The 23736-nt window shown below is 66.6% G+C and carries 19 protein-coding genes, 1 tRNA gene and 1 pseudogene; 9 read left to right on the top strand and 12 right to left on the bottom strand.

What is annotated here, in order from left to right; translation table 11 throughout:
- The first annotated feature begins 41 nt into the window (after positions 1-41).
- Complete coding sequence (locus PGN27_RS08895; protein WP_335328674.1) at positions 42-1556, top strand: ABC transporter permease; 1515 nt, start codon at positions 42-44, stop codon at positions 1554-1556.
- Positions 1543-2613, top strand: a complete 1071-nt coding sequence (locus tag PGN27_RS08890; RefSeq protein WP_335325802.1) for an ABC transporter ATP-binding protein — start codon at positions 1543-1545, stop codon at positions 2611-2613. Before PGN27_RS08895 ends, PGN27_RS08890 begins: the two co-directional genes overlap by 14 nt.
- Here the strand turns inward: PGN27_RS08890 and PGN27_RS08885 are convergent.
- Both PGN27_RS08885 and PGN27_RS08880 read right to left on the bottom strand, forming a co-directional pair.
- Positions 2601-4613 (bottom strand): propionyl-CoA synthetase, encoded by a 2013-nt coding sequence (locus PGN27_RS08885; protein WP_418888571.1) that lies wholly within the window; start codon positions 4611-4613, stop codon positions 2601-2603. The two genes, PGN27_RS08890 and PGN27_RS08885, sit on opposite strands and share 13 nt — an antisense overlap.
- 48 nt (positions 4614-4661) lie before the next feature.
- Positions 4662-5213, bottom strand: a complete 552-nt coding sequence (locus tag PGN27_RS08880; RefSeq protein WP_335325801.1) for a TIGR03086 family metal-binding protein — start codon at positions 5211-5213, stop codon at positions 4662-4664.
- Here PGN27_RS08880 and PGN27_RS08875 point away from each other — a divergent pair.
- Positions 5212-6105: a helix-turn-helix domain-containing protein gene (locus PGN27_RS08875; protein ID WP_335325800.1), complete on the top strand. Its 894-nt coding sequence runs from the start codon at positions 5212-5214 to the stop codon at positions 6103-6105. The genes PGN27_RS08880 and PGN27_RS08875 overlap by 2 nt on opposite strands.
- On the opposite strand, the pseudogene PGN27_RS08870 reads toward PGN27_RS08875, so the two are convergent.
- The 8 genes and pseudogenes from PGN27_RS08870 to PGN27_RS08835 all read right to left on the bottom strand — a co-directional run.
- Positions 6102-7874: pseudogene (locus PGN27_RS08870) on the bottom strand (sensor histidine kinase); the annotation flags it as partial. The gene PGN27_RS08875 and the pseudogene PGN27_RS08870 sit on opposite strands and share 4 nt — an antisense overlap.
- A gap of 22 nt (positions 7875-7896) precedes the next feature.
- Positions 7897-8577 carry a response regulator gene (locus PGN27_RS08865; protein ID WP_030137548.1) on the bottom strand — a complete coding sequence of 227 codons (681 nt, stop codon included), beginning with the start codon at positions 8575-8577 and terminating at the stop codon, positions 7897-7899.
- The gene (locus PGN27_RS08860) at positions 8574-11087 is read right to left on the bottom strand and encodes a DUF4118 domain-containing protein (protein WP_335328672.1); all 2514 of its coding nucleotides are present in this window, start codon (positions 11085-11087) and stop codon (positions 8574-8576) included. Before PGN27_RS08860 ends, PGN27_RS08865 begins: the two co-directional genes overlap by 4 nt.
- A gap of 4 nt (positions 11088-11091) precedes the next feature.
- Positions 11092-11958: a potassium-transporting ATPase subunit C gene (locus PGN27_RS08855; protein ID WP_335325799.1), complete on the bottom strand. Its 867-nt coding sequence runs from the start codon at positions 11956-11958 to the stop codon at positions 11092-11094.
- A 1-nt stretch (position 11959) separates the two neighbouring features.
- Entirely contained in the window at positions 11960-14098 is a 2139-nt protein-coding gene (gene kdpB / locus PGN27_RS08850; RefSeq protein ID WP_335325798.1) for a potassium-transporting ATPase subunit KdpB, read from the bottom strand.
- The gene (kdpA, locus tag PGN27_RS08845; protein ID WP_335325797.1) at positions 14098-15768 is read right to left on the bottom strand and encodes a potassium-transporting ATPase subunit KdpA; all 1671 of its coding nucleotides are present in this window, start codon (positions 15766-15768) and stop codon (positions 14098-14100) included. The genes kdpB and kdpA overlap by 1 nt, the downstream gene beginning before the upstream one ends.
- Positions 15768-15857: a potassium-transporting ATPase subunit F gene (locus PGN27_RS08840; RefSeq protein WP_090558789.1), complete on the bottom strand. Its 90-nt coding sequence runs from the start codon at positions 15855-15857 to the stop codon at positions 15768-15770. Before PGN27_RS08840 ends, kdpA begins: the two co-directional genes overlap by 1 nt.
- On the bottom strand, positions 15854-15949 hold the full coding sequence (locus PGN27_RS08835) for a potassium-transporting ATPase (RefSeq protein WP_090558791.1): 96 nt from the start codon (positions 15947-15949) through the stop codon (positions 15854-15856). Before PGN27_RS08835 ends, PGN27_RS08840 begins: the two co-directional genes overlap by 4 nt.
- 217 nt (positions 15950-16166) lie before the next feature.
- Here PGN27_RS08835 and PGN27_RS08830 point away from each other — a divergent pair, with 217 nt between their 5' ends.
- From PGN27_RS08830 to PGN27_RS08815, 4 genes are all read left to right on the top strand, one after another.
- Positions 16167-16841, top strand: a complete 675-nt coding sequence (locus PGN27_RS08830; RefSeq protein WP_335325796.1) for a hypothetical protein — start codon at positions 16167-16169, stop codon at positions 16839-16841.
- A gap of 65 nt (positions 16842-16906) precedes the next feature.
- On the top strand, positions 16907-17605 hold the full coding sequence (locus tag PGN27_RS08825; RefSeq protein ID WP_335325795.1) for a hypothetical protein: 699 nt from the start codon (positions 16907-16909) through the stop codon (positions 17603-17605).
- Between the two features lie 116 nt (positions 17606-17721).
- On the top strand, positions 17722-18348 hold the full coding sequence (locus tag PGN27_RS08820) for a flavodoxin family protein (protein WP_335325794.1): 627 nt from the start codon (positions 17722-17724) through the stop codon (positions 18346-18348).
- Positions 18349-18366: 18 nt separating this feature from the next.
- Entirely contained in the window at positions 18367-18678 is a 312-nt protein-coding gene (locus tag PGN27_RS08815; protein ID WP_335325793.1) for a hypothetical protein, read from the top strand.
- Positions 18679-18780: 102 nt separating this feature from the next.
- Here PGN27_RS08815 and PGN27_RS08810 read toward each other — a convergent pair whose 3' ends face one another.
- Positions 18781-19326: a DUF6611 family protein gene (locus PGN27_RS08810; protein WP_335325792.1), complete on the bottom strand. Its 546-nt coding sequence runs from the start codon at positions 19324-19326 to the stop codon at positions 18781-18783.
- Between the two features lie 127 nt (positions 19327-19453).
- Here PGN27_RS08810 and PGN27_RS08805 point away from each other — a divergent pair, with 127 nt between their 5' ends.
- Both PGN27_RS08805 and PGN27_RS08800 read left to right on the top strand, forming a co-directional pair.
- A complete protein-coding gene (locus PGN27_RS08805; protein WP_335325791.1) occupies positions 19454-20734 on the top strand; it encodes an HNH endonuclease signature motif containing protein in 1281 nt (426 codons plus the stop codon).
- Positions 20735-20943: 209 nt separating this feature from the next.
- Positions 20944-21017, top strand: a tRNA-Leu gene (locus PGN27_RS08800).
- 1011 nt (positions 21018-22028) lie between these two features.
- Here the strand turns inward: PGN27_RS08800 and PGN27_RS08795 are convergent.
- The gene (locus PGN27_RS08795) at positions 22029-23369 is read right to left on the bottom strand and encodes an ApeA N-terminal domain 1-containing protein (protein ID WP_335325790.1); all 1341 of its coding nucleotides are present in this window, start codon (positions 23367-23369) and stop codon (positions 22029-22031) included.
- Positions 23370-23736: the final 367 nt, after the last annotated feature.

Here is a 23736-nt window from a genome sequence, read left to right as displayed (position 1 = left end):
ACCTGACCAGATCGCGCCGCGACGGGCGGCCGCGGGCACCGCTGACACTGGTGGCCGCGGCCGCCGTCGTCGTGGCCGGGCTGCTGTTGCCACTGTGGTATCTGGCTCAACGCGCCAACGAGCGCGGTCTCGGATTCGTTGCCCGCGAACTGATCCAGCCGCGCACCGCGGCACTGGTGGGGCGGTCGGCGTTGTTGGTGGTGGTGGTCACCGTCGCCTGTGTGGTGCTCGGCGTCGGATTCGCGGTGCTGATCCGGCGCACCGATATCCCGGCCCGCCGAGCGCTGACGATCGCCCTGACGTTGCCGTTGGCCATGCCGAGTTATCTGCTGAGCTATCTGTGGGTGTCCACCGCCCCCGGTATCGCCGGTTTCTGGGGCGCCGTACTGGTCCTGACGCTGGTGAGCTATCCGCTGATCATGATGCCCACCCTGGCCGCGCTGGCCCGTAGCGACCCGGCTCAGGAAGAGGTGGCGAGATCGTTGGGGCTCAACGGTTTTGCCGTGCTGAGTCGGGTCACCCTTCGGCAGGCGCGTGCGGCCATCGCCGCGGGTGCACTGCTGGTGGCGCTCTACGTCCTGAGTGACTTCGGTGCGGTCGCCGCGATGCGGTACGAGGCGTTCACCTGGGTCATCTACGGGTCCTACCGGTCGGGATTCAATCCGGCCAGGGCGGCGGTGCTGTCGCTGGTGTTGTTGGTCCTCGCGGTCGCACTGGTGCTGGCCGAGCACCGGGCGCGTGGCCGGGCGGCGGCGTCGCGGATCGGGTCGGGCGCGCCGCGGCCGGCGCCGGTCAATCGGCTCGGGCGCTGGAAGGTGGTCGCGTGGTTACCGGTGGCGGTGGTGCTGACCGCGGCCTTGATCGTCCCGTTCGTCGCGCTGGGGGAATGGTTGCTCGCCGGTGGCGTGCGCTTCGACGCGCAGCGGTGGTGGGCGGCACTCGGCGCGACGGTCTGGTTGTCCGGCGTCGCCGCGGTGGTGTGCACCGCGGCCGCCTTACCGCTCGGCGTGCTCGCCGCGCGGTACCGCACCCGCACCACCCGGATGCTGGAGGGAGCGGCCTATCTGTCCCACGGGCTGCCCTCGATCGTCGTGGCGATCGCGATGGTCTCGGTCGGGGTGTTGTTGCTGCGCCCCATCTATCAGCGCGAGCCGCTGCTGATCCTCGCCTACGCCGTGTTGTTCGTGCCGCTGGCCGTCGGGTCAATCCGCTCGGCGGTGGAAGCCGCACCCATTCGGCTGGAAGAGGTGGCCCGATCGCTGGGCCGCAGCCCCCTGTCCGCGTTCTGCACCGTCACCGCCCGCGGCGCGGCACCCGCCGTCGCAGCCGGTGCCGCCCTGGTGCTGCTGACCTGTATGAAGGAGCTTCCCGTCACCCTGCTCTTGCATCCCACCGGGACCAGCACACTGGCCACCCAGTTGTGGGGACACAGCTTCGTCAGCGATTACGCGGCCGCCGCACCGTATGCCGCCGCGCTGCTGGTGTTCGCCGCCATCCCCACCGCCGTCCTCGGTCTGTGGAGCGCCAACATCGGTACCGGAGATGGCCGTGACTGAGCAGGCGACCGGATCACCCAGTGGCATCAGGGTCGAGGGTGTCACCAAACACTTCGCGGATCGCATCGTTTTGGACGGGATCGATCTGGAGGTGGCGAACGGCCACATCACCGCGGTTCTCGGGCCGTCGGGATGCGGTAAGACCACGCTGTTGCGCATCATCGCCGGATTCGAGGAACCCGACGGCGGTGCGGTGAGCGTGGGCGGTGTGCCGGTGGTGGGTGCGGGCACCGGCCGTCGGGACGGCTCGGTACCCGCACACCGCAGGCGGGTGGGACTGATGCCGCAGGAGGGTGCGCTGTTCCCGCAGCTGAGTGTGGGGCGAAATGTCACCTTCGGCCTGGACCGTGCGCGCCGATCCGATACCGCCATCGCCGAACACTGGCTGGGTGTGGTCGGCCTGGACGGCTTCGCCGATGCTCGGCCACATCAGCTCTCCGGCGGCCAGCAGCAGCGCGTGGCGCTGGCGCGCGCGTTGGCCGCAGAACCCAGCGTGCTGCTGCTCGACGAGCCGTTCGCCGCACTCGACGCCGGGCTGCGGATACGCGTCCGCGAGGAGATCGCGACAATTCTGCGCTCGACACGGACCACCGCGCTGCTGGTGACCCACGATCAGTCCGAGGCACTCTCGCTCGCCGACTCGGTGGCGTTGCTGATCGCCGGGCGGGTGGCCCAGCACGGGCCACCGGCGCAACTGTATGACCGGCCGGCGAACCTCGAGGTGGCCCGATTCGTCGGAGGCACCGTCGAGCTCGACGGCGATATCCGCGGCGGCATGCTCACTTGCGCCTTGGGCACCCACCGGCCGCAGGTCGCACCGCCCGATGGGCCGGTCACGGTGGTGGTGCGCCCCGAACGGGTGCACGTCGTTGATCCCGCCGACGGTGCGCAGGCCACGGTGACCGAATGTCGTTTCTACGGAGCAGAACTCGGTGTACACGTGGTGCTGGGCGACGGGACCGCACTGATGTTGCGGCTGCCTGCCACCCGAAGCTGGTCGGCCGGACAACGCGTCGGACTCGCGGTGGACGGGCCGGTGCTGGCCTATCCGAGGTGAGGCCGCAGCGTCTGCTTCAACGCCTCCAGCACCGAGGGATCCTCGATGGTCGAGGGCACCGGCTCGTCCTTGCCGTCGGCGATACCCCGCATGGTCTTGCGCAGGATCTTGCCCGAGCGGGTCTTGGGCAGCGCGGCAACGACATCCACGAGCTTGAAGCTCGCGACCGCACCGATATCGTTGCGGACCGCCTCGACCAATTCGGTATCGAGTCCGTCGGCGCTGAACCCGGACTTGAGCACCACCAGCGCCCGCGGAACCTGCCCCTTGAGATCGTCGGCTACACCGATCACCGCGCATTCGGCGACCGCCGGGTGGGTCGCCAGCACGGCCTCGATGGACCCCGTCGACATCCGGTGGCCCGCTACGTTGATGACGTCATCGGTGCGGCCGACCACGAACAGATAGCCGTCGGAATCGATGTGCCCGCCGTCGCCGGTCAGGTAGTAGCCGTCGAATGCGCGTAGGTAGGACGAGACGAATCGGTCGTCCTCACCCCACAGCGTCGGCAGCGTGCCGGGCGGAAGCGGCAGCTTCACCACGATCGAACCCTCTTCGCCCGCATCGCATTCGGACCCATCGGGACGCACCACCCGGACGTCGTAGCCGGGCATCGGCACGGTCGCCGAACCCGGTTTGACGGGCAACTGCTCGATGCCCATCGGGTCGGCGGCGATCGCCCAGCCGGTCTCGGTCTGCCACCAATGGTCGATGATCGGGATGCCGAGCTTGTCCGAGGCCCACTCATAGGTGCCTGGGTCCAACCGCTCACCGGCCTGGAACAGGTACTTCAGCCCGGACAGGTCATAGTCGCCGAGATGGCGGGCGTCCGGGTCCTCCTTCTTGATGGCCCGGATCGCCGTCGGCGCGGTGAACAATGCCTTGACCTTGTGCTCGGCGGCCACCCGCCAGAATGCGCCGGCGTCGGGGGTGCCGACCGGTTTGCCTTCGTAGAGAACCGTTGTGGCGCCGAACAACAGCGGCGCATAGACGATGTAGGAATGCCCGACCACCCAGCCCACATCGGAGGCGGCCCAGAACACCTCGCCGGGGTTGAGGTCGTAGATGTTGCGCATGGTCCACAGCAGCGCGACCGCGTGCCCGCCGTTGTCGCGGACGATGCCCTTGGGCTTGCCGGTGGTGCCGGAGGTGTAGAGCACGTAGAGCGGGTCGGTGGCGGCCACCGGGACCGGGTCGGCGGGTTCGGCCTTAGCCATGGCCTCAGCCCAGTCGATATCGCGGCCCTCGACGAGCTCGCACGGATGCTGCTCGCGCTGCAGGATCACGCATTTGGGGGTGGAGTGCTCGGCCAGCTCCAGCGCGGTATCCAGCATCGGCTTGTACTCGACGGTGCGGGTCGGCTCGATACCGCAGGAGGCCGACACCACCACGGTCGGCCGGGCATCGTCGATGCGGGTCGCGAGCTCATGGCCGGCGAACCCGCCGAACACCACCGAGTGCACGGCGCCGAGCCGTGCGCAGGCCAACATGGCGATGACCGCTTCGGGCACCATCGGCATGTAGATGACCACCCGGTCGCCCTTGGCGACGCCGAGTCCCTTGAGCACACCGGCGAACCGCGCGGTCGCCTCGAGCAACTCGCGGTAGGTGTATGTCCGCTTGGTCCCGGTGACCGGGGAGTCGTAGATCAGCGCGGCCTGGTCACCGCGTTCGTCGATGTGTCGATCCAGCGCGTTGGCGCAGGTATTGAGCTCACCGTCGGGAAACCACCGGTAGAACGGCGGATTGCTGTCGTCGAGCACACGGTGCGGTTCCCTGGTCCAGGTGACGGCCTTGGCGGCGTCGGCCCAGAACGTCTCCGGGTCGGAGATGGAGGCGTCAAAGATCGCGCGGTATCCGGACATGGGGAGAACCGTAATCTGAGTCACGTTGCAACGTGGTTGCAACGGTCGGAAACCGCGTACGGGTCCGGTATACCCCCACGCATGCTTGGCCGAGATCGGCCTGAGGGTCGCGGCATCGGCGTTGGTGCCTTCCACGGGCGACCCTGGAGCCGATCTCGCCCAAGCGTCCCGGTGGCATGTCCGTCAGCCGTGCCGGCCCAGCACCGCGAGCACCCGGCTCTGCCGATCCGCGTCGGGGCCGACCTCGACGGCTGGACCGCAGACACCCTCCATGCGGATGGCATCACCGAATGCGGCGATGCCGTCCTCCAACCGATCCAGTTCGCCGTCGGTGAAGCGGTAGCCGGACTCGGTCGCCGCGGCGATATCCCAGCGGTGCGCGATCAGGTCGAAACCGTAGAACTGCAGCAGGGTCTCGCCGATGGTGGTCGGACCGAAATGGCCGTCGAAGGTGCGCGCGGGTACCTGCGGATCGGCCAGGATCTCGCGGATCGCGGCGGTGTGTGCGGACCAGGCGGCCACCGGATCGGCAAGGTCCGGTCGCAGCGGCAGTGCGACTTCGTGACGCTCGAAGAACTCGCGCTGGGTGTCGACCAGATGGGCGAGAACATCGCGTGCCGACCAGCCCTCGCACGGGCTCGCGGCGTCCCATCGCTGCGGGGGAACCGAGGCGATCACGCCGGCCATCCCGTCGGCCAGGCTCGCGTAGGTTTCTGCCACACTCGAATCCGTCATGGGCCAGACGTTAGGCGGCGAGATGGCGAGCGGATTGGACAAACCCGACAGACCCGACAGCACCGATCGGGCGGACAACACCGTCGCCGATGAGCCCGCCCACCTGCTGGACCCGGCGCACCGCGCCGCCATCCACATCGTGCGCCCCGCTGCACCCGCCGACCTCGACGGTCTGGTGCGGCGGTTCTGGTTTCCGGTATGGCGGGTGCCTGCGGGGGAGACCTTCACCCAGCAGGTGCTGCAGTACCCGGTGTGCCTGATGGTGATCACCGACGCCTACGCCCGTTTCTACGGGCCCGCCTCGGGATTGGCTGCAACCCCGCTGACCGGTGCCGGCTGGGCGGCCGGGGTGATGTTCGAGCCCGCCGCCGGAGCGCTGATCACCGGTGGCTCGGTATCTCGGCGGACCGATACCCACGTCGAGCTCGCCGATCTGCTCGGTGCTCCGGGTGCGGAGTTGGCAGGGCAGATCCGCGCCATCATGTCGAGCGATCCCGCCGCGCCGCAGGCGCAATCGGCGGCCGTCGACTGTTATGCGCAGTTCCTGCGCCGCTTCCTGCCGGTCGACGAGCAGGGCGGCGTGGTCAACGACATCGTCGCCCATATCGAGGACAACCCCGATGTGAGCCGGGTGGCCGATGTCTGTGCGCACTTCGGGATCGCCGAACGCAGCCTGCAGCGACTGACCCGGCACCGGATCGGGCTGAGCCCGAAGTGGTTGGTGCGCCGGCGCCGCATCCAGGACGCGAGCTGGCGGCTGCGCACCGGTGCCACCACCGTGGCGGCGGTGGCCGCCGATCTCGGCTATGCCGACGAGGCCCATCTGAGCCGTGACTTCCGCCGCGTCACCGGACAGACACCGGGGGCGTTCGCGGCCCGCTACGCCGACTGACGTTTGACCATCGATACCGCCTGTTCGGCGACGGCGCTGAGCACCCGGCGGTCCCTGGTGGTCAACGTCTTTCCCGACAGCAGCAGCCAATGGTCGTGATCGGCGACATCGATTGCGGTATCGGCGGACTCGACATCGGTGCAGGGATCGTGCCCGACACCGGCCAACACCGTCCCGTCGGCCGAGACGATGCTCACCGCGCGCTGCCCGTAGGCTTCCCGCAGCCGGTCCAGCAGTAGGTCCAGATCGGCATCCCGCAGCGCCGCATCGGCAAACAGCGCCAGCAGCTCGGCCTCCCGGGCGGCCCGTCGCGCCTCGGCCGCGCGATGGGCGGCACGGTCGACCACCATGGCGACGGCCACCGCGACCACCAGCAGCACCGCGATGGTGACAACACTGTCGCCGTCGTAGACCGCGAAGCTGTGCACCGGACTGACCAGGAAATAGGTCAACAACACACCGGACAGCACGGCGCACAACGCGGCGGGGGCAATCCCGCCGATCAGCGCCACCGCGACCACGCCGGTGAAGAACAGCGCGCTCTGTCCGCCGATACCGAGGGCACCCTCGGGCGGTCCGGTGGTGGCCGCGCAGATGATCGCCGGGATGGCCACCGCGGTCGCCCAGGACCAGAACCGCTTGCGGGGCAACGCCGATCGCGACCACGAGATGCCGGTATGGGCTTCCGGGTGGGTGACCATGTGGACGTCGACATTGCCGGACTGAGCGATCACCTGGGCGCCGATACCCTCGTCGAACATCCGCGCCCAGCGCGAGCGCCGCGATGTGCCGATCACCAGCTGGGTGGCGTTGGCGCTGCGGGCGAAGTCCAGCAGGGTGGCCGCGACGTCCTCCCCGACAACGGTGTGCATGGTCGCGCCGAGGCTGGCTGCCAGTTCGCGCAGCATCTTCTTCTGCTGCGGCGTGATGGCCACCAACCCGTCACCCTGCACGATGTGCAGCACCTTGAGTTCCGCTCCGGAGCGCGACGCGATCCGCGAGGCGCGGCGCACCAGCGTCTCGGATTCCGGCCCGCCGGAGACCGCCACGACCACGCGTTCGCGGGCCTCCCAGGTATCGGTGATGTTCTTGTCGGTGCGGTACCTGGCCAGCGCGGCATCGACCTGGTCGGCCAGCCACAGTAGCGCCAGCTGCCGCAGCGCCGACAAGTTGCCGGGGCGGAAGTAGTCCTCCAGCGCCGCATCGATGCGGTCGCGGCCGACGACGTTGCCGTGAGTGATCCTGCGCCGCAGCGCTTCCGGTGTGATGTCCACCAGCTCGATCTGATCGGCCGCGCGCACGATCTCGTCGGGGATGCGTTGTTGCTCGGTGATTCCGGTGATGTGGCCGACGACATCGTGCAAGCTCTCCAGGTGCTGGACGTTGACGGTGCTGATGACCGTGATGCCCGCATCGAGGAACTCCTCGACATCCTGCCAGCGGTGGGCGTTGCGGCTGCCCGGGGTGTTGGTGTGGGCCAGCTCGTCGACGAGGACGACCTGGGGTCGGCGCGCCAGCACCGCCTCGACGTCGATCTCGGTGTGCCAGGCGCCCTGGTACTCGATGTGGATCGGCGGGACCACCTCGATACCGGCGAGCTGCTGGGCGGTGTGGCGGCGGCCGTGCGTCTCGATCACCGCGGCCACGACGTCGGTGCCGCGGCTCATCCGGCGCTGCGCCTCGCCGAGCATCGAGTACGTCTTGCCGACGCCGGGCGCGGCACCCAGATAGATGCGCAGATCCGCGCGTTTACGGCCGAGGATGCTCACCTACCCATCATCCCCTGCGGCGCTACTCCTGGAAGCGGTATCCCATCCCCGCCTCGGTGATCAGGTGTTTGGGCCGTGACGGGTCGACCTCCAGCTTGCGGCGCAGCTGTGCCAGATACACCCGCAGGTAGTGGGTCTCCTTGGCATAGGCCGGTCCCCACACCTCCTTGAGCAGCTCTTCGCGGCCCACCAGCTTGCCGCGGTGGCGCACCAGCATCTCCAGCATGCCCCACTCGGTCGGGGTCAGATGTACCTCGGTACCGCTCTTGGTGACCTTCTTTGCGGCCAGATCTACCGTGAAAGAGGATGTTTCGACCACGGGCTGGTCATCTTCGGTGGCCGCGCTGGCCCGTCGCACCGCGGCGCGCAGCCGAGCCAGGAACTCGTCCATGCCGAACGGCTTGGTCACATAGTCATCGGCACCCGCGTCGAGCGCTTCCACCTTGTCCGAGGAGTCGGTACGCGCCGAGAGCACGATCACCGGGACGGTCAGCCAGCCGCGCAGCCCGGCCAGCACGTCGATACCGGACATATCGGGTAGGCCGAGGTCGAGGATCACCACGTCGGGGCGGTGATCGGCGGCGGCGCGCAACGCCTCGGCGCCGGTGGCCGCGGTGTGCACTTCGTACCCGCGCACCGACAGATTGATCCGCAGTGCCCGCAGGATCTGCGGTTCGTCGTCGATCACCAAGACCCTGGTCACTGGTCATTCTCCTGAGTTGCGGCCAACTCGATCACGACCGTCAGCCCGCCGCCGGGAGTGTCGGTCGCCGAGATGGTGCCGCCCATCGCGGTGACGAACCCACTGGCCACCGACAGGCCGAGCCCGACACCGGTGGTGTTGTCCTGGTCCCCGAGCCGCTGGAACGGCGCGAACAGTTGTTCTTCGGCGCCGCGCGGAATACCCGGTCCCTCATCGGCAATGGTGATCAACACCCTCTCACCGACACGTCCGGCGTTCACCCGCACGGGATGGTCGCCCCCGTACCGCAGCGCGTTGTCGATCACGTTGACCAACACCCGTTCCAGCAGGCCGGCGTCGGCGAGTGCGACCGCGTCACCGACGTCCACCTTGACCCGATCCCAGCCGGAGTCCTTTGTGCTGCGGCTGATTCCGAGCAGAGCCCGCTGCACGGCCTCCTCCAGGTACACCCGACGCAGTTCGGGCTTGACCACCCCGGCGGCCAGCCGGGAGGAGTCCAGCAGATTGCCCACCAGTGCGGTCAGCTGGTCGACGGACTCTTCGACGGTGGCCAGCAGCTCGGCGGTGTCCTCGGGGGAGAAGTCGATGTCATTGCTGCGCAGGCTCGATACCGAGGCCTTGGCGGCGGCCAATGGGGTGCGCAGGTCGTGGCTGACCGCCGAGAGCAAGGAGCGGCGCAGCTCGTCGGCCCGCGCGACCGCCTCGGCGCGGCCCGCCTCGGAGATCAGCTCACGCTGCCGGACCAGGCCGGCGGCCTGTTTGGCGACCGCGCCCAACACTCGGCGATCCCGGGCGGGCAGCCGCCGGCCGGCCAGCACCAACCAGAACTCGTCGTCACCGACTTCGATGGCGGTGTCGGCGTCGTCGACATCGGTGCAGGGATCGGTGCCGGCGCAGGCGACCACCTCGGTATCGCCGTCGCGCTCGCGCAGCAGGCTCACCGAGGTCTGCGAGTACACTTCGCGCACCCGCTCCAGCAACGCGGCGGGATCCGCACCGCGCAGCACCGAACCGGCGAAATGCGCGAGCAGTTCGGCCTCTTGGGAGGCGCGACGCGCCTCGCGGGCCCGTTTGGCGGCGCTGTCGACCAGCGCGGCCACCGCGACGGCGACCATCAGCAGCACCGCGATGGTGATCGCGCTGTCGGGTTCGGAGATGGTGAACGTGTAGCGCGGTTCGGCGAGAAAATAGTTGATCAGCAGACCCGACAGCACCGCCGAGAGCGCCGCGGGGGCCACCCCGCCGAGCAGTGCCACCGCCAGCACGCCCACGAAGAACAACGCACTCTCGCCGCTGACCCCCAGATAGCGGTCCAGCCACAGCACCGCGACGGCCGCCAGTGCCGTGGGCACCACCACGGCGGCCAACCAGGACGCAACGTGCTGCCAGTTCCGATGCCCGGAATGGGCGGTGGCCCGCCTGGTCTGCTCGTGGGTCACCATGTGCACGTCGATGGTGCCGGAATTCTGCACCACCGCGGCGCCGATGCCCTCGTCGAGGATGCGTGCCCACCGAGAGCGCCGCGACGTCCCGACCACCAACTGGGTGGCGTTCATCTCGCGGGCGAAATCCAAGAGCGCGGCGGGAACATCATCGCCGACGACGGTGTGCACGCTGGCTCCCAGGCTGGCCGCCAGATCGCGGACCGCACCCATCATCGGGGCCGACACACCGGCCAGCCCGTCACCGCGCACCACATGCACGATCATCAGTTCGGCACTGGATTTCGACGCGATGCGCGACGCCCGGCGGACCAGGGTCTCGGATTCCTTGTCGCCGGTCACCGCGACGACCACGCGTTCGCGGGCTTCCCAGGTTGCGGTGATCTTGTTGTCGGAGCGGTACTTTGCCAGTGCGGCGTCGACCTGGTCGGCCAGCCACAGCAGCGCCAGCTCGCGCAGCGCGGTGAGGTTGCCCCGCCGGAAATAGTTCGACAGGGCCGCGTCGATCCGGTCGGGTGCGTAGACGTTGCCGTGGGAAAGCCTGCGGCGCAGGGCTTCCGGGGTGATATCGACCAGCTCGATCTGATCGGCGGCGCGCACCACCTCGTCGGGCACCTTTTCCTGCTGCTCGATACCGGTGATCTGGGCGACGACATCGTTCAGACTTTCCAGATGTTGCACGTTGACGGTGGTGATCACCGTGATGCCCGCCGCGAGCAGCTGCTCGATGTCCTGCCAGCGTTTCGGGTTCGCACTGCCCGGGGTGTTGGTGTGGGCCAGTTCGTCGACGAGCACCACCTGCGGGCGGCGGGCCAGCACCGCGTCGACGTCGAGTTCACCGAACGTGGCGCCGCGATACTCGACCAACCGCGGCGGGATGATCTCGATACCGTCGAGCAGCTCGGCGGTCTTGGACCGGCCGTGGGTCTCGACGACGGCCGCCACCAGATCGGTGCCCCGCTCCAGCCGCCGGTGCGCCTCGCCCAGCATGGCGTAGGTCTTGCCCACGCCGGGAGCCGCGCCGAGGTAGATGCGCAGCTCCCCGCGTTTCGGTCGGTCGGTCACCAGCCCATCATCCCCCCAGTCGGTCCAGAGCCAGGTTCAGCTGCGCCACGTTGACCCGCGGTTCGCCCAGGAAGCCCAGCGTGCGGCCCTCGGTGTGCTCGTCGACCAGCGCGCGCACCTGCTCGGGGCTGATACCGCGCGCCGCGGCGACGCGGTCGACCTGTATCGCCGCGTAGGCGGGGGAGATGTGCGGGTCCAGTCCGCTACCACTGGCCGTGACGGCGTCGGCGGGCACCGCCGGGTTGGCCGCGGTACCGGCCACCGGCACGATCTGGCCGGTCGCATAGTCCGCGCCCGGTTCGGCGCACTCGACGCGGACCCCCTCGTAGGTGGCGACGAACGGGACGGCCGGGCAGACCTGGTTCACGCTGACCACCCTGGTCGGTTGAGTGACGGTGCCGCGCGCATCGCGGGGACCGATGACCGACAGCACCGCCCCGACACCCTCGGCCGTGCAGAACGGCCGGGCACCGTTGACGCCCTCCAGCTCGCCGACCGCCAGGCTGCGGGTGCACACCTCGGTCAGCAGGCTGGCGCGGCCATCGGTGGGATCGGCGCCGGTGGCCGTGTCGACGATATCCTCGGGCCCCAGGTTGGATGCACCGGTGGCCAGCGGGTCGTAACCGCCAGGACGGGACTGGAAGTACCGCGGCAGCGGATTTCCGTCGGCATCGGTGAAGGGCTGCCCGATCAGGCTGCTGCCCAGTACTTTTCCGTCGATCTCCAGCAGCGAGCCGTCGGCCTTGTCGCGCAGGCCCGGCAACTGGGCCACCAGCCAGATCAGGATCGGATAGGCCAGTCCCAGGATCACGGTGAGGACCAGCAGCGCTCGCAGCGCCGCGGTGTGTTGGCGGAGCAGATTGGCGAAGTTCATGTCACATTCCCGGGAAGAGTTGGACGACCAGGTCGATCAGTTTGATGCCGATGAACGGCGCGACCACACCGCCGAGACCGTAGATGAACAGGTTGCGGCTCAACAGTTTCGAGGCGCTGCTCGGGGTGTAGCGGACACCCTTGAGGGCCAGCGGGATCAGCACGACGATCACGATCGCGTTGAAGATCACCGCGGACAGGATCGCCGATTGCGGACTGTGCAGCCGCATGATGTTCAGCAGGTCCAGCCCGGGGAACACCGCGACGAACAGCGCCGGGATGATGGCGAAGTACTTCGCGATATCGTTGGCGATGCTGAAGGTCGTCAACGCTCCTCGGGTGATCAGCAGCTGCTTGCCGATCTCGACGATCTCAATCAACTTGGTCGGATCGGAATCCAGATCGACCAAGTTGCCTGCTTCTTTGGCCGCCGATGTGCCGGTGTTCATCGCCACGCCGACATCGGCCTGGGCCAACGCCGGTGCGTCGTTGGTGCCGTCACCGGTCATCGCGACGAGCTTGCCCCCGGCCTGTTCGGCCTTGATCAACGCCATCTTGTCCTCGGGCGTCGCCTCGGCGAGGAAATCGTCGACCCCGGCCTCGGCCGCGATGGCCTTGGCGGTCGTCGGGTTGTCGCCGGTGATCATGACGGTGCGAATGCCCATGCGGCGCATCTCGTCGAAGCGTTCCCGCATGCCCTGTTTGACCACATCCTTGAGGTGGATGACGCCGAGCGCGCGGGCCCGGCCGTCACGTACCTCACCGACCGACAGCGGAGTGCCACCGGCCGCCGAGATCTGCTCCACCAGCTCGCCGAGTTCGGCGGGCACCGTGCCACCCTCGGCGCGGATCCAGTCGGCCAGGGAGCCGGCCGCACCCTTGCGCAACTTGCGCTCGGACCCGTCATCGGTGATGTCCACGCCGGACATCCGTGTGGTGGCGCTGAATTCGACCCAGTGCGCGTGGCTCAGTTCACCGGGTGTGCGAGAACGCAAACCATACTGCTCTTTGGCGAACACCACGATCGAGCGGCCCTCCGGTGTCTCGTCGGCCAAGCTGGACAGCTGCGCCGCGTCGGCCAACTCGTCCTCGCCGACACCGGTCAGTGGCAGGAATGCCGCGGCTTGCCGGTTGCCCAACGTGATGGTGCCGGTCTTGTCGAGCAGCAGGGTGTTCACATCACCGGCGGCCTCGACGGCGCGGCCGGACATCGCCAGCACATTGCGCTGCACCAGCCGGTCCATTCCCGCGATGCCGATGGCGCTCAGCAGCGCACCGATGGTGGTCGGGATAAGGCACACCAGCAGCGCCACCAGGACGATGCCGGTGATGCCATCACCGGTGAGCGACAACGAGTCCGGTACGCCGGGGTTGTTGGCCTTGGAGTAGATGGCCAGCGGTTGCAGGGTGGCGACGGCGAAGACGAGGATGATGCTGAGCGAGGCGAGCAGGATGTTCAGCGCCACCTCGTTGGGTGTCTTTTGCCGGTTGGTGCCCTCGACAAGGCCGATCATCCGGTCGATGAAACTCTCGCCGGGCTTCTGGGTGATCTTGACGACGATGCGATCGCTGAGCACCGTGGTGCCCCCGGTCACGGCCGACCGGTCACCACCGGATTCCCGGACGACAGGTGCCGACTCGCCGGTGATGGCCGATTCGTCGACCGAGGCGATGCCCTCGATGACATCGCCGTCACCCGGAATGGTCTGTCCCGCTTCGACGATCACCACGTCACCCTGTTGCAGTAGCGGGGCGGCCACCTGCTCCTCTCCACCGGAGGCGGTGACCCGGCGGGCCATGGTGTCGGTCTTGGCCTTGCGCAGGCTGTCGGCCTGCGCCTTGCCACGCCCCTCGGCCACGGCCTCGGCGAGATTGGCGAAAACCACGGTCAGCCAGAGCCATCCGACGATGAGCCAGGCGAACCAGGATGGGTCGGTGACGGCCAGCAGCGTGCTCCAGACGGCCCCGATCTCGACGATGAACATGACCGGATTGCGCCACAGCGTGCGGGGGTCGAGTTTGCGCAGCGCGTCGGGAACCGAGGTCCACAACATCTTCGGGTCGAGCAACCCGCTCTGGACGGACTTCTTCGGGGTGCGCGGCGCGGTGGCGGCGGCGGGGTCGACGGTCGCGGTGGACATCAGTGGATTCCTTCGGCGAGGGGGCCGAGCGCGAGCATCGGCAGGAAGGTCAGGGCGACGAGGATCAGTGTCACGCCGGTGACCATCCCGACGAACTGCGGACGGTGGGTGGGCAGGGTGCCTGCGGATTCTGGTGTGCGGGCTTGTGCGGCAAACGATCCTGCCAGCGCCAGCACCAGGATGATGGGCAGGAAGCGGCCGAACACCATGGCCAGGCCGAGCGCGGTGTTGTACCACTCGGTGTTGACGCTGATACCGGCGAAGGCCGAGCCGTTGTTGTTGGACGCCGAGGTGAAGGCGTATAGCACCTCGGACAGACCGTGTGGTCCGGTGTTGAGCATGCCGTCGCGTTGGCCGGGCATCGCCATCGCCAGCGCGGTCCCGGTGAGCACCAGCAGCGGGGTGATCAGGAAATACGTTGCGGCGAACTTGATCTCCCGCGGTGTGATCTTCTTGCCGAGGTACTCCGGGGTGCGCCCGACCATCAGGCCTGCCACGAAGACGGTGATGATGGCCAGGATCAGCATGCCGTAGAGACCCGATCCGACACCGCCGGGGGCGACCTCGCCGAGCTGCATGTTGAACATGGTGATCAGCCCGCCGAGGCTGGTGTACGAGTCGTGGAACGAGTTGACCGCGCCGGTGGAGGTCAACGTCGTGGCGGCGGCATACACCGCCGAATCGGCCACGCCGAAACGCTGTTCCACACCTTCGGTGGCCGCGCCGACAGCGGTGGGCACGGTGCCGTGGGCCTGCAGCTGCACCAGCATCAGCACGCTGACGCTCAATGTCGCGATGGTGGCCATCACGGCGACGATCGCCAGACCCTGCTTCTTGTTGTCGACCATCCGGCCGAACGTGCGGGGCAGCGCGAACGGGATGAGGCAGATCAGCAGGATCTGCACCCAGTTCGTCCACGGCGTCGGATTCTCGAAGGGGTGCGAGGAGTTCGCGTTGTAGAACCCGCCGCCGTTGGTGCCGAGCTCCTTGATGACCTCCTGGCTGGCGACCGGGCCGCCGGGCAGGGTCTGCTGTCCGCCGGCGATGGTGTCGACCACCTGATCATGCAGCGCGAAATTCTGGATCACGCCACCGGCGATCAGGACGATCGCGCCGATCACGGAGAGCGGCAGCAGGATTCGCAGGCTGCCGCGCACCAGGTCGACCCAGAAGTTGCCGAGGTCACCGGTGCTGCGCCGGACCAGGCCGCGCACGAAGGCGATGGCGACGGCCATGCCGACGGCGGCGGAGACGAAGTTCTGCACCGTCAGACCCGCCATCTGCACCAGATGTCCCTGGGTCGTCTCACCGGAATAGGCCTGCCAGTTGGTGTTCGTCACGAAGCTGACCGCGGTGTTCCAGGCCAAGGCCGGGGTCATCTCGGTCGCCGGATCGTTCAGGTGCAGCGGCAGTTTGCCCTGCACCAGTTGGAAGGCGAACAGGAACAGGATGCTGACCGCGGAGAAGGCAAGCACGCTGCGGGCGTAGGCGCCCCAGGTCTGTTCGGCTTTCGGATCTGCCCCGATGAGCCGGTAGATGCCGCGTTCGATGCGGGAGTCCTCGGCGCGGGTGTAGACGCGATACATGTAGTCGCCGAGTGGCACGTGGGTCAGGGCCAGCACGAGGATGAGGGCGGCGAGGAAGACGATCCCCGCGGTGGTCGTGGACACTAGAACCTCTCCGGGAACAGCAGTGCGGCGAACAGGAACACCGCGGTCAGGATCGCCAGCACCAGGCCGACGCTGTTGGCGAGGTTCACAGCCGCTCGACCAGCTTCTGGACCAGGCCGAGCAGCGCGAAGATCGCGATGGTCAGTGCCAGGAAGACGAGGGTGGACGCGATGGTCGTCACGACGGATCAGTACTCCTGTTTTTTGTTGACACCCCCGGCCGGACCGGCGTGGGGGCGAAGGCAAAGCTACGACCGTGTTCTGCCGCTGAGCTGGGCATTGACGGTTCCTTGACGGGTGGCACCGGCATCTTTACGGGGTCTCTACGCCCGCGGCGTTCTGGGCGTGGTCTGGGTTTGCGCACAGCCTGCGGACAGCCTCCGCGCGTAGACCGGACTGATGACCGATCTTGATACGCACGCGGGCCATCCGCACCGGCTGCGGGTCGCCGTGCGCACTGTGCGACGAGTGCTGCCGAAATCCGGTTGCGGGCTGCCTGCGGCCCTGTTGATCGACCCACTGGTCTCGGCGTGGGTCCGCACCCACGGGGTGACGGTGCATGTCGGAGACGCCGCTGAACTGGGAATGGTGCGGGCCGGGGGTGTGCCGGCCGATCAGGTGTTGTGGCGCTGCGGGCCGTCCGCCGTGGCCATCTCGGGAGCGCTGGCCTGTGGTGTCACCCGCTTCGTGGCGTCCACCCGCCGGCATCTGACCATCCTTTCCGACCTGGCCGCCGGGGCGGCGTCGGTGCACCTCGACCCGGACTGCCTGCTGGCCACCAGCCCACCCGCGGATGTCGATGTGGTCGGCATGCACGCCACCGTCGCCCGCGCCGATCCCGATGCCTGGGCCGTCACCGCGCATCGGCTGCTCGGCCACATCGCCGGCCTGCGCCGCGACGGTGTGGAGGTGACGCGGATGAGTCTGGCCGGTGGTTCGGCCGAGACCTGGCTGCGCGCGGACAAACACCAGCTGATGGCGATGGCGTCGGCGGTCGACGAGTCCATCGACGACGGGTGCGCGCGGTGGCGGGTGCCGAGGCCCGCGGTGATGTTGGGACCCATCGGGATGTGACGACGCGTTAGAGTTTGCGATGGCAACGACATCGTGACGGTATCTGTGACGCGGAGGTGGTTCCGGTGCGTCTGCACCTGGCGGCGGGATTTCTTGCACTGACGGCGCTGCTCAGCGGTTGCGGCGGAGACCGGCAGGTGGAGGGTTCGCCGGTCGGCTCCGCGAGCACCACCGCTGAACCCGTCGTCGATCCCGAGGCCGATGCCAAGGCGGTGCAGTCGGTCTTCGACAAATACCGCGACGAGGCCGCGGCGCAGAACGGTGCGGCGGTCCCGGCGTTGATCAGCCCCGACACCATCGCGCACTACGACACGGTGGTGAACCTGGCGCGGACGGCAGGACCGGCCGAGATCGCAAAGGCCGGCATGATGGACCGCCTGATGATCGCTCGCATGCGGGTCGAGACACCCCCGGACTTCGCCACGATGGACGGCACCGGTCTGCTGGTCTACGGCATCGACGAGGGCATGATCGACTCGGATGCGCTGGAAGGGAACTCCATCGGTGAGGTGCGCGTCGATGGGGATCGCGCCTATGCACCGATGTTGGTCGACGGCGAGCCCGCGGGCGCGGACTGGGAGTTCGCGCGTACCGACTCCGGCTGGACATTCGATCTGGCTGCCGGTTTCCCGCTGATCAACGAGGCGCTCAGGCAGGTGGCCGCCGACGGCGATATGACCGAGGACGAGTTCATCTTCAGTGTCGTCGAGATGGTGACCGGCACCCCGGTCGATGCGTCGGTGTGGGAGACGCCGACGGCGTAGTGCTCGTCCGTTCTTCGCGGGCACCGCGCCGAGGGCGGCCGGAAGGATGCCCCGTCGTACACCTGTGAAACCGGCGCGATCAGTTTGGTGCGTGTCGCACGGGGTACTTCTCGGGCATGAGCACCAATGATCCGGGGACCGTCCGGGTGGTTGGGTTGGTCTGCAGCCTCAAACCAAGTCCCAGCCCATCCAGTAGCCAAGCAATGGCCGAGCACTTCTTCACCCATCTGCGGAAGGCCGGAGCCCAGTGTGAAGTGGTGCGCTGCGTGGACTTTCACATCGCGCCGGGTGTCGAGATCGACATGGGCGACAGTGACCAGTGGCCACAGATCCGCGAGAAGATTCTGGATGCCGACATTCTGCTGTTGAGCACCCCCATCTGGCTGGGTCATCCTTCGTCGGTGACCCAACGCGTCCTCGAACGTCTGGATGCCGACCTGTCCACCACCGACGAGCAGGGACGCCCCGCTATGGTCGGCAAGGTCGCCTTGGTCAGCGTCGTGGGCAACGAGGACGGCGCGCACAAGGTTGTCGCCGATGTCTTCCAGGGGCTCAACGATGTGGGTTTCAGCATTGCCGCGCAGGGCTGTACGTACTGGACCGGCCCGGCGATGGGGTCCCAGGACTTCAACGACCTCGATGAGATCCCTGAGCAAGTCGCGTCGACGACGGCCGCTGCGGCCCGCAATGCGGTGCACTTGGCGCGGCTGCTGAAGCAATCCCATTATCCGTCGTACCAATGATTTTCACGGGAGGGTGCCATGCCTGATACCTCGAAGGACCCGGTCGACCACGCACGCACCTATCGGCAGCATGCAGGGGAGGCGATGAAGGCCGGTAAGAATGCGCCGGGGATCGTCGCGGTCGGCCTCGGCGTGGTGGCATTGGTGAGCGGGTTGTTCGCGTTCGCCAATGGCAGCTCGACTGCCGGCATCGTCGGCGTGGTGCTGGCGGTGGTGTTGATCGCCGGTGGATTGTTGTGGCTTAACCGCATTCACCGCAAGGTCGCCGAGCAGCAGATTGATTGGCATCGCGACCATCCCGAGGTTCCGTACGAGCCGCCCACGAGCTGACCGGTCACTTCTCCCGCCGGAATTGGCGCTGGATGGCGCACCGGACGGCAAGGAGCACTGCGGCCGGTGCGCCGAGCAGCGTCAGGGCGGCGACGAGATCGGTCATCGGGCTACTCCGTATCGGCCGACGGCCGGTATGGCCCTGGTGGGCAATAAGTTCTCGTAGGCACGGTGCCAGATCACCTCGTGCTCGGCGGCGGTGATCTGCCCCTCGCGCAGTCTGCGGTCAGCCCGCACCATGGCGGTGCCCACCGCCTGTACCTGACGGGCGAGGGCAAGCAGTGCCCGGTCCGAGCTAGGCAGTGGCACAGTGATATCCGCTGTTCGTACCTCTTTGCGCACCGATCCGGCGCGAAGGTACGCGCACGTCCCGAACAGCAGTGTCGTCAGCGAGGCCACCGTGACCGCGAACCAGGGTTCGGCGAAACCGGACAGGACCGCCGTCACGACCAGCCACCACGCGGCGCCCCACCCGTAGAACCCCCGCCAGACCCGGACGCGGCGGCGCTCCTCGGCGCTGATGCCCGGCGGGTAGAGCACGATCCGGTAGACCACGCTGCCCCAGCGCTGGGGCCGGATATCCACTGCACCCCATACGGTGTCACCATCGAGCAGTAGTCGGCACAGTTGCCTTATCGTGTCGGTCACCGCTCCACGATCCGCCCGGGAGGCGGGACGAGGCTCGATCTGTACGGAATCTTGACGGCGCCGGCCGGGTTTCTGACGGCGATCTTGCGGACCGCTACTTGTCGGACCCTGTCTTTAGAATTGTGGTATGCCTCCTCCGACAACGCCTTACGCCGCTGATGTGGTGAATTCGGTGTCTGATCGGTTGTCGGCGCTCTATGACGAGGCTGCTGAGTTGGTGGGTCAGCGTAATGCTCTTGATGGTCGGTTGGTGGAGATTGTCGCCGAGATCGATGGTGGTGATGGGCCGTCGTTGTGGGGTCATACGGGGTGTCGGTCGCTGGTGGAGTTGGTGGCGTGGCGGTTGGGGATGTCACCGCGCAACGCTCAGGTGATGGTGGCCATTGCCCAACGCCTGGAGGTGTTTCCGCGGTTGGCGGCGAACCTGCGCCAGGGGCAGATGTCGCTTGATCAGTTCGGGGTGATCGCCGAGCATGCCGCGGATGGTTCGGATGATCATTACGCCGAGTTGGCCAAGACCGCGACGGTGACGCAGTTGCGTACGGCGGTCAAGCAGGAGCCGCGCCCGCAGCCGGAGCCGCGGGATGGTTCGGTGCGGTCGTTCAGTAGGCATGAACAGGATGGGTGTACGACGTATCGGATTCGGTTGCCGAAGTTGGAGGCGGCGACGTTCGATGCGGCGTTGGGTGCGCACAAGGAGGGGTTGGTCGCCGATTGGCGACGCGACCACGATGATCCTGACGCTGCCGGTGCCCGGGATGGTGTGGAGGTGCCGCCGTTCCCGGACATGGTGGATGCGTTGATGAGCGTGGTCGAGTCCGGCTGGGACGCCGAAGCGGCGGCGCGTCCGCACGGGGCGAGTACCACGGTGGTGGTGCATTACGACGTCGAGAAGGGGTCGGCGGCGCTGCATCTGGGGCCGGTACTCGCGGAGTGGGAGCGCCAGTTCCTGTTGTGTGATGCCAGTTGTGAGGTGTGGTTGGAGCGTCATGGCACGCCGATGGGTGCGGGGCGTAGTACGCGGACGATCAGTCGTCGGTTGCGGCGGGCGTTGGAGCATCGCGATGGGATGTGTGCGGTGCCTGGGTGTGGGGCGACGCGGGGTTTGCATGCTCATCATCTGGTGCATTGGGAGCATGGCGGTGCCACCGAACTGGACAATCTGGTGTTGTTGTGTCCGTTTCATCATCGGTTGCATCACAAGGGGGAGATCACGATCGTCGGTCCGGCGGATCGGCTGGTGGTCACCGACTGTGATGGTCGCCGGTTGACCGGCGCGTCGCTGGCCCGCCCACCGACCGGGCCGCCGCCGGATGTGCCCCCGTGCCGCGGTCCGAAGGGGGAGCGAGCCCAATGGATGTGGTACACCCCGTTCGAACCCGAACCCCCACCGGGGACGGATAACTAGCCGCTATCACTATCCTTGCGGATGTTGGCAATGCCGCCACTGGCGTGCGCGGGTCGGTGTCGGCACGCTCGGAGCAGGAACGGCGCCGATACGCAGGTCCGACTGGCCCGATTCCGTCAGGAGTGGAGTCGCCGCCCCGTGATGATGCCCGGCACAGGACACAGCGGAACAACTGATCGGATGCTCTGCGGTAGGTTCGTTGGATTGATGCCCCCATAGCCCAATTGGCAGAGGCAGCGGACTTAAAATCCGCCAAGTGTCGGTTCGAGTCCGACTGGGGGCACGGAGAAAGGCCTGGTAGCGGCTATTTCCAGCGATTAGCTTGACTAGATACCCACGAAAGTACCGGTGAAATACCGGTGGCCTGGCGGGGGCAAGTTCCCGTAGCTAACTTGCCCGGGGAGTACAGTTCGGGCGTACATCGACGCGGCGGCTAGCTTCCGCCATGGTCATATGCGTCGCCGAATTGGCGTTCCACCCACAGAACGTGGAAGACCTCATTGATCCGGACGCCAAGCATTGGCAACTGGCCCTTGTAGCGGAAGGCCATGAATCTGTCTTGATGGGAGAACTTGGAAGGGATCGGTGCTCTGATCTGACCTTTCGGGATCAATTCCGTTCCGGCACCCTTGCGGCCGGCCTGGCCAAAGTCTTGCCATCGCAACTGTGCGCATTTGTGCAGCGTAAGGGCAAATTGGGCCTGGCCGTCCTTGTTCCCTAAAGATTGCACGTCGTACCCGTTGACTAGATGGTGCAGTCGCCTGGTTGGTATCGCGCGGCGCTGACGGGGCTCGAAGTTTGTCGGCTGACGATGCCGGCCTTTTTGCACGCTGGTGGTCGTTTCCGGGGCTCACCGCGGTTTATTGGCGCGTGACTCAAAGTATGCGCGAATCTCATCCTGCGGAATCACGGTGAAGCGTTCCCCCTGCGCGAAGTGGTCCATCCATGGGGCTTCCTCATGCGTCATGTTGCGGTAACTTCCAGGCTGCGATCCCGCCGTAGGTATTCCAGACCTTCGCGAGGAACTGGCTAGTTGCGGGATCGACGTCGTCCCAGTCAAACAGATCATCGTTCCAGCTGTCGGCTGGTACACATTTCATGCAGGTCAGTAAGTGGCTGTGGCGCAGCACTTTTACCCTGACTCTGGACGTGTACGGCGACTACATCCCCGAGGAGGACGGCGGTGCGCTCAACACGCTGCCCGAACCGCCCGCCGCGACAAAACCAGCCGAGAACCCATCGAACCATGTGGTCAATCTATTTCGGAGGCAGGCGAATCAGAAGGGGTGGTTCACTAGTTCAGTAGCTTGCGGATGTCGTATCCGATCATGTGAGTCCTGTGGCTTTGGCAAATCGCCTTCATCGGAATACGGTTCCCTGCAACACGATTAAGAAGCGCGCCGAGGAGCAGTAGTGCACCGGAGTCTCCGAGCAAGCCGACCTCGTGGGGATCGTACTCAAAGTTCGGTGCATGCTTCAAGCTGTTATAGGTGGTCCAGAACTTGTCGCTCCATTTGTATAGATCGCCGATGAATTCGGTCCACGCTGGGCCTACATACCGTCCGATTGCCATTGGCAATGGTTCATCAATCTTCTTGCGTATCTTTCTGGGCGCCGCCCATGCCCGCCCCAGTCCTCTGTTGACCTTGGTCCAGTACTCAAGGCCGAGCGCGACTTCGATTAGGCGCACCTCCACGCTGGTCCTGCCATACCGGTACCTGTTAGTGATCGGTCCGGTTGCCCGAGGATATGAGTGGTCCAGTCGGATCCAGTTTCTTACCCCTCGCACACCCCCGATCGTCTGCAGGTGAAACAGCGGAACCTGCGTCATCCTCGGCTTCGACAGCCCCGGCGGCACCGTCATTAGTCGGGAGTTCCACATTCGGGGAGTGCTGCGGGGCTGGCCGTCTTCCTTGCGCTTGAACTCGACGGTTGCGTGTTCCGCGGGGACGAAACCTTCGTACGCCAAGTTGATCAGATCTTGGACAGCTATCAACGCTGGAAGATGCTGGCGCCAGGATCTCGGCGTGTCACTTCTGGTCCCAGCTACCAAAGGTGTGCTGAGAACTCGTTTGTCATCGGGGCCGTCGACGGACCAAGTGGTGTCCAGGGTCAGCGTGAGTCCTCGACGGATGCCGATTTCGAGAGTGTCGATGTTGACCGTGGAAGCGGTGTATTCCTTTGGACGTTCGTCGTCATACTGCGTAACTCGCTCCGTAACCCCGTACAGACCTGACCACTGCGTTACCTCGGGTATCCAGATCTCAACTTCGGTGAAGTTGCTGTCAAGGAGGAGCGGGAATGGTACATCGACTACGACACCCCGGGTGCGAATCGTCTGTGTCGACGCTCTCTCTCCCATCACATTTGACTGCCCAACCCCTGCTATATCAAAGAACATCGCGCGGGTGTCGGATGTAAGCCCGTAAACCGCTTCGGGACGTGGCAGCCTGTCGCGGTTCCGACCGAACTCGCCCCGAAATTCGCGTGTTCGCAGAGTGCCGACATGGAACAGTTCGTTATCCACTAGACGTACATGACCGTCGTGGGACTTGTTCAGGTCGTAGACGTCGCCGAGTTCCGCCCAAAAGTGGCCCAGTGTTCCGTCCATAGTTTCGCGAATGCGATCACCCATGCGATGGATCGTTGCACTCCAGAGTTAGGCGGGGTCCACCTGACGCGCCGGTGTCCGATCTTCGGCCGACACAGCCCCTAGCTAACTCGAAAATACCGGTGAAATACCGGCGGCCAGGGGCCGATCGGAGCCCGCCCGCGTTCCACCCGGAACCCGATCTGGTTACGTCGAGAATGCGTATTTGTCAGGAAGTTTGCACGATTTAGCGAACTATTGTCCGAGGTCGCGAGACGGCCGAAAAACCCGGAAGCCCTTACTTAAAATCCGCCAAGTGTCGGTTCGAGTCCGACTGGGGGCACTGGTGTTGTTGCAGTTGGAGGTGGTTTTTCCGCGAACACCTGAGCCGTCATCGGCCGCTTCGGCTCCC

Origin of the sequence: Mycolicibacterium neoaurum, from assembly GCF_036946495.1 — a bacterium.
GTDB classification, from domain to species: Bacteria; Actinomycetota; Actinomycetes; order Mycobacteriales; family Mycobacteriaceae; genus Mycobacterium; species Mycobacterium neoaurum_B.
Note: the sequence above shows the minus strand (reverse complement) of the source record. Positions and strands in the feature narration are given on the sequence as shown.